Here is a 14,940-nt window from a genome sequence, read left to right on the forward strand (position 1 = left end):
CCGAGGCAGCGCTCATGATCCCCGATGCACCGGCCCCTGTCACGGGCCTGAGGTCGGGGGTGGCGCATCCGCGAGTGGCGACGCCTGCAGCAAACGCTTCAGGCCACGCGACACCTTGCGCCAGACCCACCACACGGCGACCGCGATCAGCACCGATGCACCGATCACCAGGAACAACGCAATCCAGGGGTGCGCGAAGGCCAGCGCCAGGCCGCCGACCACGACGGCGTCCTCGGTGATCGAGGCGGCCCAGTTGCTGACCGGTTCGGGCGACGTGTTCATGAGGGCGCGGGAGCCGCTCTTGAGTACATGACTGGTCAGTGCGACGCCGGCGCCCGCCGCCAGCACGCCGCCACTGAGCTGGCCATCCGGCGACAGCGTGGCAGCCGCTAGGAAAGCGCCGGCCGGCACGCGCGCGAGCGTCTGCAGGAGGTCCCAGCCGGAGTCCACGCCGGGGATCTTGTCGGCGAAGAACTCGGTCAGCGCCAGTGCGCCGGAGGTGCCCAACACCCACCACGATTCGGTCGCCTGCAACGCCGGCGGCAGGTCAAGCCAGCCCAGCGCGCCGGCCAGGCCGACACCGAAGACCGTGAGGTAGACGCGGATCCCGGCCATCCATGCCAACAGGATCCCAATTACGAAAAGATGCGCTTCGGACATCCCCGCCACTCCCGTTAAACTCAATGGCTCGCGCCACTGCGGCGAGTATAGGGGTCCCGTCTGGCTGCCGGCTGAGCGCCGCCTGCCGCTTGTCCGTCATGTCTGCGCCTGTTTCTTCCCGCTTCCGGATCGTGCCGCGTGATGCGGCCGTGCGTCGCCGCTGTACCTCGCTGCTGCTGGCTCTGGCGTGGGTGGCCAGTGTGGGAGCAGCCTGGTGGGCCGCCAGCTACACGGCAGCGCCTCGATTGGCGCATGCGGACGGCGCGCGCGCGCGCGCGGAGCACGACATCAAGGCCGTGCAGGCCGAGTTGGACAACCTGCGTCAGCGCGAGTCGACCCTGTCGCGTTCCGACCAGATCAGCCGCGCGGCCAATGCCGAAGTGCAGGAGGCGCTTGCCGAGCGAGATGAGGAGATTGCCGCGTTGCGCGCCGACATCGCCTTCTTCGAGCGCCTGGTGGGTTCGACCAGCCAGCGCAAGGGGCTGACCGTGCACGTGGCCGAGTTCGCGGCCGAGGCGGGCGGCACCTGGCGCTACCAGATCATGCTGACGCAGACGATGAACCGGGGCGCGATCAGCCAGGGCCAGATGCGTTTCGCCGTGGAAGGCGTACGCGAGGGCAAGCTGGCAGCGGTGCAATGGGATGAGTTGCACCAGCAGCGCAGCGCGCCGGGACAGACGTATTCCTTCCGTTATTTCCAGCAGTTGGATGGCAACGTGATGCTGCCGGCTGGCTTCACGCCACAGCGCGTCAAGGTGACGTTGCACGGCGACGATGCCGCCGTGGAGCAAGCCCTCGACTGGAAGACCGCTACTGCCGCAGGAGGCAAGTGACATGTTCAAGACCAAGCCCATCCGACCCGACGCAGGGGCCATCGACACCTTGATCGGCCCGCAGGTCACCATCCGCGGCGACGTCGTATTCAGCGGCGGCCTGTACGTCGAGGGCCATATCCAGGGCAAGGTGATCGCCGAGAACGGGGGGCGAGCCGTGTTGACGCTCGCCGAACAGGGCAGCATCGAGGGCGAGGTGCAGGTGCCGGTGGTGGTGATCAACGGGCGCATGACCGGCGACGTCCATGCCTTCGAGCGGATCGAGCTGGCCACCAAGGCCCGCGTGCAGGGCAACCTGCACTACAAGGTCGTCGAGATGAGCGCGGGCGCGCAACTGACGGGTCGGCTGGTGCATGCGGATGCGGTGGAGAACGACGCACACGCCGCCTCGCCGTTACCGGAAGCCTGGGCGGCCGCCGACGCCTGACGGCGTCATTCAGAGCCGGCTGGGAACCGCCGCGCTATCCTGCGGCCATGAACGCCAGACCCCTTCCGCCGACCGTGCCGCCACCCCGATTCAGGAGGGGGCCGGTCATCGTCATCGTGGCGCTGATCGTGGTGGTCGTGGCAGGCGGATGGGCTGCGTGGCGCTCGATGGCTGGCAGCGAGGGGAATGGCCCCACGCCGGCCCAGCTGCGCGGCCAGCAGCAACGCATCGAATCACTGGAGCAGCAGACGGCCACGCTGTCCCGCTCGGACCAGATCAGTCGCGATGCCAATCGCGACCTGCAGGCGACCCTCTCCGAGCGTGACGAGGAAATCGCCGGCCTGCGCGCCGATGTCGCCTTCTACGAGCGGTTCGTCGGCGCCACCGCCCAGCGCCGCGGCCTGTCGGTGCACGAGCTGACCCTGCAGCCGCAGGACGAACAGGCGTGGCACTTCACCGCCACGTTGACCCAGAACCTCAACCGGGGCGCGGTGAATGCCGGTCGCCTGCTGGTATCGGTGGAAGGCACCGAGGCCGGCAAGCTGCGTCGCCTGGCCTGGGCCGACCTGCGGCAGCAGCCGAACGCACCGGGCGTGCCTTACTCGTTCAAGTATTTCCAACAGGTCGAAGGCGACCTGCTGCTGCCGCCGGGGTTCAAGCCGGTCCGGGTGATCGCCCGCGTCGTGCCGCAGGGCGGTGCCGCCGTGGAACAGTCGTTCCCGTGGGTACAGGCCACGGCGAAGGAAGGCGCCGGCGCCGGCACCCCCTGACCTTGAACTGCCCTCCCCGAGCCCTCATCCTTTCCGCATGACTACCGTCGTTTCCCTGCCCATCGCGGCGGCCGCACCCGACTACCAGTCGATCGACCGCCCGCTGAACTTCACGCCGGCCGCGGCGGCGAAGGTGCGCGAGTTGATCCAGGAAGAAGGCAGCGACAGCCTGGCTCTGCGCGTCTACATCCAGGGCGGTGGCTGCTCGGGCTTCCAGTACGGGTTCGAGTTCGACGAGAACCGTGCCGAGGACGACGTCGCGGTCGACACCGACGGCGTGTCGCTGCTGGTCGATCCGCTGAGCCTGCAATACCTGATGGGGGCGGAAGTGGATTACAGCGAGAGCCTGCAGGGCGCGCAGTTCGTCATCCGCAATCCCAACGCGAAGACCACCTGCGGCTGCGGCAGCAGTTTCAGCATGTGACGCCTGGCCTGCCGCGTTCCGTGACAGGTCCTGTTCCGCTTTCCGCACCACTCTCCGGTTTCGCCTTCGCGGGCGATACGCTGGATCGTGCCGACGCCTTGCGCGATGACGCCGATGCGCTGGCGCGCCTGTGGCCATCTGCGCGCGTGCTGATACTCGATGACGACGGGCGCGCGCGGGTGCAGGCCGATGGCTCGCTGCTGGCCTGCGAAGGCGTTTCGCTGGGTGGGGGGCCGGGCGCCAGTCTTTTCCTGGGACGTCGTGATGGCCTGGCGTGGTTCGCCGCCCATGCGCGTCATCATGCCGTGCATGCGCCGGCGTGGCTGGACCTGCGCCGGGCGGCGGCGACGTGGCCCGCATTCGAATCCGGCGTGTTCGCAATGGCGCGTGCGCTGCTGCACTGGCAGTCGTCCACGCGCTTCTGCAGCGCCTGCGGCGGCGACATCACCTTCCGGCGCGCGGGCTACACCGCGCATTGCACGCAATGCGGCAAGGACCATTACCCGCGCGTCGATCCGGCTGTCATCGTCGCCGTCAGCGACGGCGAGCGTCTGTTGCTGGGGCGGCAGGCGTCGTGGCCGCCACGGCGGTATTCGGTCGTGGCCGGGTTCGTCGAGCCCGGTGAGACGCTGGAGCAGACCGTCTTGCGCGAAGTGATGGAAGAAGCCCGGGTGCGCGTGCGGACGTGCCGCTACCTCGGCGCGCAGCCTTGGCCGTTCCCGGGTGCGTTGATGCTGGGCTTCTGCGCCGACGCCGAGCCCGATGTCCCGCAGGTCGATGGCGAACTCGAGGATGCACGCTGGTTCACCTTCGACGAGATCGATGCGGCGCTCGCACGCGACGGCGATGAGGACGGCGAAGGTCTGCTGTTGCCGCCCGCCATCTCGATCGCGCATGCGCTGATCGCGCACTGGCATGCCGGCATGCGTGCGCGCAGCGCAGCCGCGTCGGGCGAAACCCTGCGTTAACGCGTCGGCGCGATAGAATCCCGCGTCGGAGGAACCGCATGTCGATCACGCTCGTTGCCGTCGTGCTTGCCCTGGTGCTTGGCCACGTCGCGCCTGCACTGGTCGCGTCGTTCCGCCAGTACGGCTGGTACACGGCATGGCTGCACTGGTTGGGCGAGTCTGGCGGCGATGCCTGGCGGGGCCGCTACGGCATTGCGCTCGCCCTCGCGCCCATCGTGCTGCTCGTTGCGCTGTTGCAATGGATGCTTGATGGTCCGGTGTATGGGCTGGTGGGCCTGCTGTTCGATATCGCCGTCCTGGTCTATGCGTGGGGACCGCGCGACCTCGACGTGGACGTCGAAGCCATCATTGATGCGCACGATGCACCGACACGGCGCGCTGCGATTGCGCGGCTGGGACTCACCGGTGAAACAGCGGCGCTGGACGGTCCCGCACTGGTCGAAGCGGTATTCGCCAATGCGCTGCAGCGCTGGTTTGGTGTGCTGTTCTGGTTCCTGCTGCTGGGCCCGGTGGGCGCCATCCTGTATCGGTTGGCGGCAAGGAGTGCGTCGGCCCCCGACCTGCCCGAGCAGAACAGCCGGGGCGCCCGCGCGCTGAAGACGGCACTGGATTGGCCCGTCGCGCAACTGATGACGTTGGCCATGGCGCTGGTGGGCAACTTCGATACGGTGTTCTCCACCTGGCGGGAGGCCGGTGGTGCGCGCTTCCGTCCCGATACCGGATTTCTCGCCCAGGTGGCCCGCGCCAGCGTGCGGGGCGAACTGGCGGAAGAGGCCGAGGAGTATGCGGAAGAGGGCATGGTGCAGGCCATGCGCGAGTTGCCGGAACTTCGCGATGCCATGAGCCTGGTCTGGCGCATCCTGCTGCTATGGCTGGCGGTGCTGGCCGTGTTCGTGATCGGTGGCTGGGTCAGCTGAGGCGCGTATCGGTCAGCCCGGTGCGAGCAGCGTGAAGGGAAACCATGGCAGGTTCCTCGCGACCCAGTACGCAGGCAGCAGTACCAGCCAGAACCAGGGCACCAGCAACACGCGCATCAGCGGCGCCAGCATGCGTGGTCGCCAGCCCTGTCCGTGGGCAATCATCAGCGGGATCACGGGGATCAACAGGACGACCAGCGGGTTCATCGCGAACGCACGTGGCAGGTCGCCGTGGACCAGCGCGTGCAGGGCGCGCGTCAGGCCGCATCCCACGCAGAAGTAGCCCGTCAACGCGCGGAACATGCAGCCGGGAAACGGACTGTCGGCGGCATTGGGATCAAAATTCAGCAGCAGCCAAACGCCGGCGGCGGCCACCAGGGCCGCCGCCGTCAATGCAACGTAGTGCAGGGGGCGCAGTGCGATCACTGCATCTGCTGCATCTGCTGCATCATCGTCATGTACTGCTCCATGCCGCCCGTGGCGAGCACGACGATATTGAGCAACAAGCCGATGATGGCGAACGCAGTGGTCACCCAGCACCAGGTCTTGGCATTGGCGGAAGCGCGACGCGCGCCTTCCAGATCGCCCTGGTTGAGCTTGCCGTTCACCTGCGACGAGAACACGATCGCGACGATGCCGATCAGACCGAACGGACAGCACAGGCAGGTGGCCAGCACCGTGGACACGATGGCCCACGCGAGGTGGTTGGGAACGCTGCCGGGTGCGGCGGATGACGGAGGCATGGGAGGTACGGCGCTCATGCAGGCTTTCCTTGTACAGGGATGGAGGGGCGTGCGAGTCGGCGTGCATGCCGCTCAGGCCGCTCAATAGTGCCAGACCTGTGCGAAAAATGAACCACGGCAAGGAGGCTCATCGCATGCCCGCACGCCAACCTCCATCGGGTGCACGGTCATGTCACGCAGCATCGCCTCGCAGTGACCGAACACGGGCTTCCAGCTGATCCGCATCCACGGTGGCGCCGTCCATCGGCTCACCTGCCACGACCTCGATGTGGGCGCGGAACCGTCGTGGCACCCGCATGCGACCCAGGCGCGTGTCGCGGCGGCTCCACATGCTGGCCCACATGCCCTTCAGCGCCATCGGTACGACCGGCACCGGCCGGCGTTCGAGGATCTTTTCGACGCCGGACTTGAAGGCGGCGATCTCGCCATCCTTCGTCAGCGCACCTTCCGGGAAGATGCCCACGATCTCGCCCGCCGCCAGCGCCGCATCGATCTCTTCGAACGCGCGCCGCATCAGCTCAGGATCCTCCCTGGCGCCCGCGATCGGGATCGCCTTGGCGGTGCGGAAGATCCAGCTCATCACCGGGATGTTGAAGATTTTGTAGTACATGACGAAACGCACCGGGCGCGGGATGGTCGCTGCCAGGATCAGTGCGTCCATGTAGCTGACGTGGTTGCAGACGATCAGCGCCGGGCCGTCATCCGGGACGTGCTTCTCGACGCCGTGCAGGCGCAGCCGGTACAGGCCGCGCACCAGCAACCAGCTGAGGAAGCGCATCAGGAACTCGGGCACGATCGTGAAGATCCAGATCGCGACCACGGCATTCGCGATGGCCAGCGCGAGGAACATCTGCGGGCTGCTCCAGTCGAGCCCGCGCTGCAGTGCCAGCCCCGTCAGCGCGGCCAGCACGATGAAGCCGGAGTTCTGGATGTTCAGCGCGGCGAACACGCGCGCCATCTGCGAGTTCGCGGTGCGACTCTGGATCAGCGCGAACAGCGGCACCACGAAGATGCCGGTGAACAGGCCGATGCCGACGAGGTCGATGATGATGCGGACGCTGCCGGGTTGCCGCACGAACTGCGCCAGCTCCAGCCCGCCCACCGGCGCCAGGCCGGGACGCGCGACGTACAGGTCCAGCAGGAACGCCGTCATGCCGAATGCACCGACGGGCACCAGGCCGATCTCGACCGTGCGGCCCGACAATTTCTCGCACAGCAGCGAGCCGATGCCGGTACCGATGGAGAACAAGGCGAGCGCCGCCACGTACAGCGTGGCCGAATCACTGGGTGCGCCGAGGTGCAGCTCGGCGTAGGTGGGCAGCTGCGACGTCAGCAGCGTGCCGAAGAACCAGAACCACGACACGCCGAGGATGGCGTTGCGCACGGCCAGCTGCTGCTTGGCCATGCGCAGCACGACCAGTGATTCCGGAATCGGGTTCCAGTTGATCTTCAGGTCCGGCGCGCCGGCATCCATGCGCGGGATCAGTCGCGACAGCACGTTGCCCAGCACCGCCAGCAGGACGATGGCGATGGCCGCGGCCTGCGGCCCGTGCGCACCAGCGACCTGGAAGATCATGCCGCCGGCTATCATGCCGCACAGGATCGAGATCGACGTGCCCATCTCGACCAGGCCATTGCCACCCGTCAGTTCCTCCGGCTTGAGGATCGATGGCAACACCGAATACTTCACCGGCCCGAACAGCGTGGACTGCACGCCGGTGCAGAACAGCGCGACCAGCAGGACCGGCATGTTCTGCAGCAGGAAGCCGACCGCCGCCAGCGACATGATCACGATCTCCATCGTCGTGGTGATCACGATCAGCCGCTGCTTCTCCAGCTTCTCCGCGATCTGGCCGGCGATGGCGGAGAACAGGAAGTACGGCAGGATGAAGATGGCCGGCGCGATGATCGCGTACAGCGCCCGCTCGTCGGTGCTGGCGCCGAGGAAGATCAGCAGTCCGATGATGGCCTGCCGGTAGACGTTGTCGTTGAAGGCGCCCAGCGCCTGGACGGTGAAGTACGGCAGGAACCGCCGTTGTGTCAGCAGCGAAAACTGGCTGTGGCTGGACATGCGCCCTCCATGGGTTGCGCGCAGCCTAGCAAATCGCGATGGCGCTGCCAGCCGGACTGCCCGACAGTGTTCCGCCCGTGGCATTGAAGGGGCAGGGTGGCGGGAGGATAGTGGCGCTCCCCACGTTGTCCGGCTGCATCTCCTTCATGAGTCCTCTGTTCTCGCCCCTTGCACTGGGGCCGTTGTCGTTGTCCAACCGCATTGTCATCGCGCCGATGTGCCAGTACTCCTCCGAGGAAGGCCGAGCGACGGACTGGCACGCGTTCCACTGGCCCAATCTCGCGCAGTCCGGCGCGGGCCTGGTGATCATCGAGGCGACGGCAGTGGAACCGCGCGGGCGCATCAGCTGGGCCGACCTCGGGTTGTGGGACGACACGACGGAAGCCGCGTTCGCCAAGGCGCTTGCGGCGACACGTCGGTATTCCAGAACACCGATCGGCGTCCAACTCGCGCATGCCGGGCGCAAGGCCTCCACCCACCGTCCCTGGGACGATCATGGCGCGCAGGTCGCCCCGGACGCGGCGCATGGCTGGCCAACGGTGTCGGCCTCATCACTGCCCTACAGCGAAGGCCAGCATCCGCCGCTCGCCCTCGACCAGGCCGGCATCGATGCCGTCATTGCCGCATTCGTCGACAGTGCGCGCCGCGCCGTTCGATTGGGTCTTGACCTGGTCGAGATCCATGCCGCGCATGGTTACCTGCTGCACCAGTTCCTGTCGCCGCTGAGCAACCAGCGCGACGATGCCTACGGTGGCTCGCTGGAAAACCGCATGCGGCTGGTGCTGCAGGTGTTCGACGCGATCAAGGCGGTCGTGCCCGATGAGATGGCGGTCGGCATCCGTATCTCCGCCACCGACTGGGTGGAGGGCGGCTGGGACCTCGCGCAGAGCATCGCGCTGGCGAAGGCGCTCGATGCGCGCGGCTGCCACTTCATCGACGTGTCCAGTGGTGGCCTGCATCCCGCGCAGAAGATCGCGCTGGCACCGGGTTACCAGGTGCCATTCGCACAGGCCATCAAGCAGGAGGTGGCGATGCCGGTGATCGCCGTGGGCCTGATCACCGAACCGCAGCAGGCCAACGACATCCTGCAACAGGCGCAGGCCGATGCGATCGCCATCGCGCGCGGCATCCTCTACGACCCGCGCTGGCCGTGGCATGCCGCGGCCGCACTGGGCGCGCAGATCGACATCGCGCCGCAGTACCTGCGCAGCGCGCCGCGCGAACACGCGGCGAGCTTCAGGCAGGCGCCGTAACCGGTCAGGCGTCCGCGCGCTCGCGGGCGATCGCGCGCCAACCGATGTCGGTGCGGTGGAACGCGTTCGTCCAGCGCACCTTGTCCACGCCGGCATAGGCGTGACGCTGCGCATCCGATACCGATTCGCCCAGCGCGGCCACGCACAGCACGCGCCCGCCCGCGCTGACCACGCGGCCTTCCGCATCCAGCGCCGTGCCGGCATGGAAGACCTTGGCGGCCGCGGGGACTTCATCCAGCCCCGCGATCACGTCGCCAGTGATCGGCGTTTCCGGATACGGTGCCGCGGCCATCACCACGCCGAGCGAGGGGCGCGGATCCCAGCGCGCGTCGGTCACGTCGAGGCGACCGTCGATGGCGGCCTCGACCAGGTCCACCAGGTCGGACTGCAGGCGCAGCATCACCGGCTGCGTCTCCGGATCGCCGAAGCGCACGTTGAATTCGATGACCTTCGGCGCACCGTCGGCATCGATCATCAGGCCGGCGTAGAGGAAGCCGGTGAACGGCACGCCGTCGGCGATCATGCCCTGCACGGTCGGATTCACGACTTCGCGCATGACGCGCGCATGCACCTCCGGCGTCACCACCGGTGCGGGCGAATAGGCGCCCATGCCGCCGGTGTTCGGGCCGGTGTCGCCGTCACCGACGCGCTTGTGGTCCTGGCTGGTCGCCATCGGCAGCGCGGTGATGCCGTCGACCATCGAAATGAAGCTGGCTTCCTCGCCCTCGAGGAATTCCTCGATCACCACGCGCGCACCGGCATCGCCGAACGCATTGCCCGACAGCATGTCGCGCACGGCGTCTTCCGCTTCCTGCAGCGTCATCGCCACGATCACGCCCTTGCCTGCGGCCAGGCCATCGGCCTTGACGACGATGGGCGCACCCTTCTCACGGAGGTAGGCCAATGCGGCGTCGACCTCGGTGTGCACGGCGTAATACGCGGTCGGGATGCCGTGGCGCGCAAGGAAATCCTTGGCGAACGCCTTGCTGCCTTCCAGCTGCGCGGCGGCGGCGGTGGGCCCGAAGATGCGCCGCCCCGCCAGGCGGAAACGGTCCACGACGCCCGCCACCAGCGGCACCTCGGGGCCAACGACCGTCAGGCCGATGCCTTCGGACTGCACCAGCGCCAACAAGCCGTCGATGTCGGTGACCTTGATCGCCACGTTGCGGCAGTTCGCTTCCGTCGCCGTGCCGGCATTGCCCGGCGCCACGATGACTTCGTCCACGCGCGGCGATTGCGCCAGCTTCCACGCCAGCGCGTGCTCACGACCGCCGGAACCGATGACCAGGACTTTCAAGGCGCATTCCTCATGGCTGGGCCGGCGCGTCGGCCGGAGGGTTCAAGCACTCGCGTGCCGGGAGTTCGACCTCGAAGAACAGGGCGTCGTTGCGGTCCATGAAGCGGCGGACCAGGATGGCGTCGCTGTCGATCAGCGGCATGATGGCCGGCGAGGCGCACAGCTCGCGCAGTGCATGTTGCTCGCTTTCCTTCAGCGCATCGAAGCCGGGTGCTTCGCGCGTCTTCGCAGCGTCGCCAACGGGGCTGCGGACCCGCAGCACCAGGCGGTTGCCGTCGACATCAACGGCTTCGGTCACCAGATCTTCGAAGTACGGGGCCGGCAGCGTGGCGGCGATCTTCGTCTTCGCTTCCCGCAGTTGCGCCTCCGTATCGACGCAACCACCGAGCGACAGCAGGGCGGTCGCTGCCAGGAGCGAGGCGGCGAGCGAGTGGAGAGTCTTCATGGTCGTGTCGATGCTCCCGTGTTGTTCAACGAATGAAGAAGGCGGCATGACGACACGCGATCGCCATGGGGAAGGCGACCGCGCAAGGCCATCAATGACGGAAATGACGTACGCCGGTGAACACCATGGCGATGCCGTGTTCGTCGGCCGCGGCGATCACTTCGCTGTCCCGCATCGAGCCGCCGGGCTGGATCACCGCCTTGATGCCGGCCGCGGCCGCCGCATCGATGCCGTCGCGGAACGGGAAGAACGCGTCGCTGGCCATCACCGATCCCTCGACCACCAGGTTCGCATCCGCGGCCTTGATGCCGGCGATGCGCGCCGAGTAGACGCGGCTCATCTGGCCGGCGCCGACGCCGATGGTGCGATGGTCCTTCGCGTAGACGATGGCGTTGGACTTGACGAACTTGGCTACCTTCCAGGCGAACAGCAGGTCGGTGAACTGCGCCTCGGTCGGTGCGAGCTTCGTGACCACCTTCAGTTCGTCGCGGGTGACCACGCGGTCGTCGGCGGTCTGCATCAGCAGGCCCGATCCGATGCGCTTGGTGTCGATGAATCCGCGCGATGCCGGTGCCAGCGGGATGCGCAGTACGCGCACGTTGGCTTTTTTCGTCGCGTAGTCGAGCGCGCCCGGCTCGTAATCCGGTGCGATCAGCACTTCGACGAACTGGCGGTCGAGGATGACCTTGGCCGTCGCCGCATCCAGTGTGCGGTTGAACGCGATGATGCCGCCGAACGCGCTGGTGGGATCGGTGGCGTAGGCCAACTCGTAGGCATCGCCGCAGGCCACGCCGACCGCCACGCCGCACGGATTGGCATGCTTGACGATCACGCAGGCCGGCGCGTCGAACTGACGCACGCATTCCCACGCGGCGTCACTGTCGGCGATGTTGTTGTAGCTCAGTTCCTTGCCCTGCAGCTGCTCGAACGTGGCCAGCGAGCCGGGCGCGGGATACAGGTCGCGGTAGAACGCGGCCTGCTGGTGCGGGTTCTCGCCGTAGCGCAGGTCCATGACCTTGATGAAACTGCCGTTCGCCTGCGCGGCGAACGTACTGCGCACCGGCACGTCGGACGAGGCGTCGGTGACGGCGGACAGGTAGTTGCTGATCGCGGCGTCGTATTGCGCCACGCGATTGAACGCGGCAACCGACAATGCGAAGCGCGTCTTCGCAGACAGCGCGCCATCGTTCGCGTCCAGCTCGGCGACCAGCCCGGCGTACTGCGACGGATCGGTCGCGACCGCGACGCGGGCGAAGTTCTTCGCCGCCGAGCGCAGCATCGCAGGGCCGCCGATATCGATGTTTTCCACGGCATCGGCCAGCGTGCAGTCCGCCTTCGCGGTCACGGACTCGAAGGGGTACAGGTTGAGCACCAGCAGGTCGATCGCGCCGATGCCGTGCTCGGCCATCACGGCGTCATCGGTGCCGGCACGGCCCAGCAGGCCGCCGTGTACCGTCGGATGCAGCGTCTTGACGCGACCGTCCATCATTTCCGGGAAGCCGGTGACGTCGGCGACATCGCGTACGGCCAGGCCGGCGTCACGCAATGTCCTTGCGGTGCCGCCGGTGGACAGCAGTTCGACATCGCGGGCGACCAGGGCACGGGCGAGGTCGAGCAGGCCGGTCTTGTCGGAAACGGACAGCAGCGCCCGGCGAACGGGCTGGAGATCGAGGGTCATGGGAGCGGTGGTGCGGAACGGGGCGCGAATTATAACGCGCTGCACCAACGCATCCGGGGCGGTCAGGCCAGCCCGTAATCCTTCAACTTCTTGCGCAGCGTGGCGCGATGGATGCCGAGCATGGCGGCGGCGCGGCTCTGGTTGCCTTCGCAGTGGTTCAGGACTTCCACGAACAGCGGGATTTCCATTTCGCGCAGTACGATCTCGTAGACATCATCCGCATCACATCCATCCAGGTCACGCAGGTAGCGACGCACGGAATGCGCTACATGCTCGCGCAATGGCGGGCGCGACGCGGTGCGTGGCGTGTCCTGGCGTGTGGAGGCAGCGTTCAATCGGATCCCCTGGGGCGCTACGGATGCAGATGCCCGCCACGTGCGTGTGGGTATTCGGCGGGGGGACGAGTCTAGCGCCTGATCGCGGTGTGCGCATCCGCTTTTTGATGAATCCGGAGGGCTTAACGAAAGTCGAAGGAAAAGGCGACGACGCTGGCGCTGGGTTCGCGGATGCGCACGGCCATCTGCGCGCTCTGGCCCGGTCCGATGGTCGTGAGCGCTTCGTCTTCAGGCAGGTAGTCGCCGGGCTGTAGCGCACGCGTGCCCAGCGTACGGCCATCGGCATCCTTTAATGTCAGCAGGATCACCGGCCATCCCTGTGCCCAGCGTGCCTCGTTCCGGAACGTCGCCTGCGCCTGCAGTGCGCCTGGCGTGTCGGGGACGGGGCGGACGTCGCGGCTCAGCATGGCGAAGGCAGTGGGCTCCCGCCAGACCGGCACGTCGCAACGGAACAGGCCGCACAAGGACACGACCAGGGGTCGCCAGCTTGCCTGGGTCGCTAATCGTGCGCGATCGGCGATCACGACCTGCAGGCCAAGCAGCAACAACAGCGCGATGACGATCGCCCATTGTCCGCGTGCGCCGCGGGCATGCACCGATGTGGTGCGGTTTCGGCGCAGGAAGCGGGGGCCTGCTGCCTTGCGTGCGGCGAGTGGCGCCGCAGCGGCCACTGCGATGTTGTCGATCGCGACGGGTTCGGGTGGCGACAGGTCGATCGGTGCAGCGGCGTCGTTGCCAGCCGCCTCGTCGGCGTTCGCGGCCACGTCGCAGTGCGGCGCAGACGCGTCGGCCTGCTCGTCCGCGGTTGCTGCTTCTGTCGGTGCGCCGAATGACGTCGGTGTCGTCTCCGGTTCGATGGCGTGCGACGCGCTCGCCTTCCTGTCCACGGTTGATGGCGCTGCATTGAGCAGCGTCGCCAGGCTGGGTGCAGATGCCGTGGCCGCGTCGCCTGCCGTCACCAGTGGTTTGCCGCAGCGCTGGCAATCCGTCGGCGATGCGCCGGTGCGCGGATCACCGGCGACGAGGAACTGGCAGTGCGGACAGGTGGTGAACATGATGGCTATTCAACCATGCTCGCCCGCAGGCGTGTTGTGACCGGGGGTAGGCTGCCCCGCACTCAGCGACGGATGCCGTCGATGCGCATCCAGTCGCCGTCCTGCGTGGCGACCAGCGCATCGAACCAGGCCGAGTAACGCGCGAGCAGGTCGTCTTCCTGTCCCTTGAGGATGCCGGACAGCGCGATGCGACCACCCGGGGCTACGCGCGCAGCAAGGACATCGGCCAAGGCGTCAAGGGCCGACGCCAGGATGTTGGCCACCACCACCGGATACGTGGTCACCGGTTCGTCCGCAGGCAAATGGACGCTGAAACGATCGCCGACGTCGTTGCGCTGTGCGTTGTCGGCGCTGGCAAGCAAGGCCTGTGGATCGTTGTCGACGCCGATCGCCTGTGCGGCTCCCAGCTTCAAGGCCGCCAGCGCCAGGATGCCGGAGCCGCAACCGAAATCGAGTACGCGTTGATCCCGCAGTAGACCGTCGCTGGCCAGCGTATCCAGCCAGCGCAGGCAGAGCGCGGTAGTGGGGTGCGTGCCGGAGCCGAATGCCAGGCCAGGGTCGAGCCGCACGATCGCGGCGTCATCGCCGGCGTCGTCGGGAACCTCGTGGTTCCACGGCACGATGAAGGTGCGCGCACCGAACCGCATCGGTTTGAACTGGTCGAGCCATGCGCGTTCCCAGTCTTCGTCCTCGACCTTGCGGAACCCGACCTGCGTCCAGTCCAGGCCGGGATCGAACGCCTCCAGGGCGGCCAGCACGATCAATGCGTCGGTCTCCGCTTCGAACAGCGCGGTCAGCACCAGCGCCTTCCACAAGGGCGTCTCGCCGACGCCCGGCTCCAGAATGGCGTGTTCGTTGCGGGTATCCGCGTCCGCATCCAGCAGGGTCACCGAGAGTGCGCCCACATCGTCCAGTGCGTTCTCGTAGCGCGGCTGCTCGGCTTCGGTGCAGCGAAGGGAGAGTTCCAGATAAGGCATGACGACGTCGGCGAGCTGAACGGGCCGGGATTGTCTCACGCGCCTCATGGACCCGGACCGCGGGTGGGCGACGAAAGGGCGTGACCG

General features: G+C 67.4%; 17 protein-coding genes. 7 read left to right on the top strand and 10 right to left on the bottom strand.

The genetic code is table 11. The features are described 5' to 3' along the window. Positions 1–39: 39 nt before the first annotated feature. Positions 40–660: a DUF4126 domain-containing protein gene (locus tag AX730_RS05020; protein ID WP_062352873.1), complete on the bottom strand. Its 621-nt coding sequence runs from the start codon at positions 658–660 to the stop codon at positions 40–42. Between the two features lie 98 nt (positions 661–758). On the opposite strand from AX730_RS05020, the gene AX730_RS05025 reads away from it, so the two are divergent. The 6 genes from AX730_RS05025 to AX730_RS05050 are packed head-to-tail and all read left to right on the top strand — an operon-like array spanning position 759 to position 4,999. After that, positions 759–1,493 carry a DUF6776 family protein gene (locus tag AX730_RS05025; protein WP_062352876.1) on the top strand — a complete coding sequence of 245 codons (735 nt, stop codon included), beginning with the start codon at positions 759–761 and terminating at the stop codon, positions 1,491–1,493. 1 nt (position 1,494) lies between these two features. Further along, entirely contained in the window at positions 1,495–1,920 is a 426-nt protein-coding gene (locus AX730_RS05030) for a bactofilin family protein (protein WP_062352878.1), read from the top strand. Between the two features lie 47 nt (positions 1,921–1,967). Continuing rightward, positions 1,968–2,690, top strand: coding sequence for a DUF6776 family protein (locus tag AX730_RS05035; RefSeq protein ID WP_083537730.1), 723 nt, complete (start codon positions 1,968–1,970; stop codon positions 2,688–2,690). Between the two features lie 37 nt (positions 2,691–2,727). Beyond that, positions 2,728–3,114: an iron-sulfur cluster insertion protein ErpA gene (gene erpA, locus AX730_RS05040; RefSeq protein ID WP_062352885.1), complete on the top strand. Its 387-nt coding sequence runs from the start codon at positions 2,728–2,730 to the stop codon at positions 3,112–3,114. A gap of 20 nt (positions 3,115–3,134) precedes the next feature. Then, entirely contained in the window at positions 3,135–4,082 is a 948-nt protein-coding gene (gene nudC / locus AX730_RS05045; protein ID WP_062353036.1) for an NAD(+) diphosphatase, read from the top strand. A 38-nt stretch (positions 4,083–4,120) separates the two neighbouring features. Continuing rightward, positions 4,121–4,999, top strand: coding sequence for a hypothetical protein (locus AX730_RS05050; protein ID WP_062352888.1), 879 nt, complete (start codon positions 4,121–4,123; stop codon positions 4,997–4,999). 12 nt (positions 5,000–5,011) lie between these two features. On the opposite strand, the gene AX730_RS05055 is transcribed toward AX730_RS05050, so the two are convergent. The 3 genes from AX730_RS05055 to AX730_RS05065 form a co-directional block, all read right to left on the bottom strand. Continuing rightward, positions 5,012–5,422 (bottom strand): DUF2752 domain-containing protein, encoded by a 411-nt coding sequence (locus AX730_RS05055; protein WP_062353039.1) that lies wholly within the window; start codon positions 5,420–5,422, stop codon positions 5,012–5,014. Continuing rightward, positions 5,422–5,760 carry a CD225/dispanin family protein gene (locus AX730_RS05060; RefSeq protein ID WP_062352891.1) on the bottom strand — a complete coding sequence of 113 codons (339 nt, stop codon included), beginning with the start codon at positions 5,758–5,760 and terminating at the stop codon, positions 5,422–5,424. Before AX730_RS05060 ends, AX730_RS05055 begins: the two co-directional genes overlap by 1 nt. 154 nt (positions 5,761–5,914) lie before the next feature. After that, positions 5,915–7,813 carry an MFS transporter gene (locus tag AX730_RS05065; RefSeq protein ID WP_062352894.1) on the bottom strand — a complete coding sequence of 633 codons (1,899 nt, stop codon included), beginning with the start codon at positions 7,811–7,813 and terminating at the stop codon, positions 5,915–5,917. 146 nt (positions 7,814–7,959) lie between these two features. Between AX730_RS05065 and AX730_RS05070 the strand changes: the two genes are divergently transcribed. Further along, the gene (locus AX730_RS05070) at positions 7,960–9,066 is read left to right on the top strand and encodes an NADH:flavin oxidoreductase/NADH oxidase (protein ID WP_062352897.1); all 1,107 of its coding nucleotides are present in this window, start codon (positions 7,960–7,962) and stop codon (positions 9,064–9,066) included. Between the two features lie 4 nt (positions 9,067–9,070). On the opposite strand, the gene purD is transcribed toward AX730_RS05070, so the two are convergent. From purD to prmA, 6 genes are all read right to left on the bottom strand, one after another. Next, complete coding sequence (purD, locus tag AX730_RS05075) at positions 9,071–10,363, bottom strand: phosphoribosylamine--glycine ligase (RefSeq protein ID WP_062352900.1); 1,293 nt, start codon at positions 10,361–10,363, stop codon at positions 9,071–9,073. Positions 10,364–10,373: 10 nt separating this feature from the next. Further along, positions 10,374–10,808 carry a hypothetical protein gene (locus AX730_RS05080; RefSeq protein ID WP_062352904.1) on the bottom strand — a complete coding sequence of 145 codons (435 nt, stop codon included), beginning with the start codon at positions 10,806–10,808 and terminating at the stop codon, positions 10,374–10,376. 91 nt (positions 10,809–10,899) lie between these two features. Continuing rightward, positions 10,900–12,486 carry a bifunctional phosphoribosylaminoimidazolecarboxamide formyltransferase/IMP cyclohydrolase gene (gene purH, locus AX730_RS05085; protein ID WP_062352907.1) on the bottom strand — a complete coding sequence of 529 codons (1,587 nt, stop codon included), beginning with the start codon at positions 12,484–12,486 and terminating at the stop codon, positions 10,900–10,902. 62 nt (positions 12,487–12,548) lie between these two features. Further along, on the bottom strand, positions 12,549–12,821 hold the full coding sequence (gene fis, locus AX730_RS05090; protein ID WP_062352910.1) for a DNA-binding transcriptional regulator Fis: 273 nt from the start codon (positions 12,819–12,821) through the stop codon (positions 12,549–12,551). A 122-nt stretch (positions 12,822–12,943) separates the two neighbouring features. Continuing rightward, complete coding sequence (locus tag AX730_RS05095) at positions 12,944–13,876, bottom strand: DUF3426 domain-containing protein (RefSeq protein ID WP_062352912.1); 933 nt, start codon at positions 13,874–13,876, stop codon at positions 12,944–12,946. A gap of 62 nt (positions 13,877–13,938) precedes the next feature. Continuing rightward, positions 13,939–14,853 (bottom strand): 50S ribosomal protein L11 methyltransferase, encoded by a 915-nt coding sequence (gene prmA, locus AX730_RS05100; RefSeq protein ID WP_062352916.1) that lies wholly within the window; start codon positions 14,851–14,853, stop codon positions 13,939–13,941. Positions 14,854–14,940 lie beyond the last annotated feature (87 nt).

The sequence above is a fragment of the Pseudoxanthomonas mexicana genome (assembly GCF_001556105.1).
Taxonomy (GTDB): domain Bacteria; phylum Pseudomonadota; class Gammaproteobacteria; order Xanthomonadales; family Xanthomonadaceae; genus Pseudoxanthomonas_A; species Pseudoxanthomonas_A mexicana_A.

Coding starts and splice junctions, on each gene's coding strand:
- AX730_RS05050 (WP_062352888.1), top strand. CDS start 4,121: ATGTCGATCACGCTCGTTGCCGTCGTGCTTGCCCTGGTGCTTGGCCAC.
- AX730_RS05030 (WP_062352878.1), top strand. CDS start 1,495: ATGTTCAAGACCAAGCCCATCCGACCCGACGCAGGGGCCATCGACACC.
- AX730_RS05070 (WP_062352897.1), top strand. CDS start 7,960: ATGAGTCCTCTGTTCTCGCCCCTTGCACTGGGGCCGTTGTCGTTGTCC.
- AX730_RS05020 (WP_062352873.1), bottom strand. CDS start 660: ATGTCCGAAGCGCATCTTTTCGTAATTGGGATCCTGTTGGCATGGATG.
- prmA (WP_062352916.1), bottom strand. CDS start 14,853: ATGCCTTATCTGGAACTCTCCCTTCGCTGCACCGAAGCCGAGCAGCCG.
- AX730_RS05060 (WP_062352891.1), bottom strand. CDS start 5,760: ATGAGCGCCGTACCTCCCATGCCTCCGTCATCCGCCGCACCCGGCAGC.
- AX730_RS05095 (WP_062352912.1), bottom strand. CDS start 13,876: ATGTTCACCACCTGTCCGCACTGCCAGTTCCTCGTCGCCGGTGATCCG.
- AX730_RS05035 (WP_083537730.1), top strand. CDS start 1,968: ATGAACGCCAGACCCCTTCCGCCGACCGTGCCGCCACCCCGATTCAGG.
- AX730_RS05065 (WP_062352894.1), bottom strand. CDS start 7,813: ATGTCCAGCCACAGCCAGTTTTCGCTGCTGACACAACGGCGGTTCCTG.
- purH (WP_062352907.1), bottom strand. CDS start 12,486: ATGACCCTCGATCTCCAGCCCGTTCGCCGGGCGCTGCTGTCCGTTTCC.
- AX730_RS05025 (WP_062352876.1), top strand. CDS start 759: ATGTCTGCGCCTGTTTCTTCCCGCTTCCGGATCGTGCCGCGTGATGCG.
- AX730_RS05080 (WP_062352904.1), bottom strand. CDS start 10,808: ATGAAGACTCTCCACTCGCTCGCCGCCTCGCTCCTGGCAGCGACCGCC.
- erpA (WP_062352885.1), top strand. CDS start 2,728: ATGACTACCGTCGTTTCCCTGCCCATCGCGGCGGCCGCACCCGACTAC.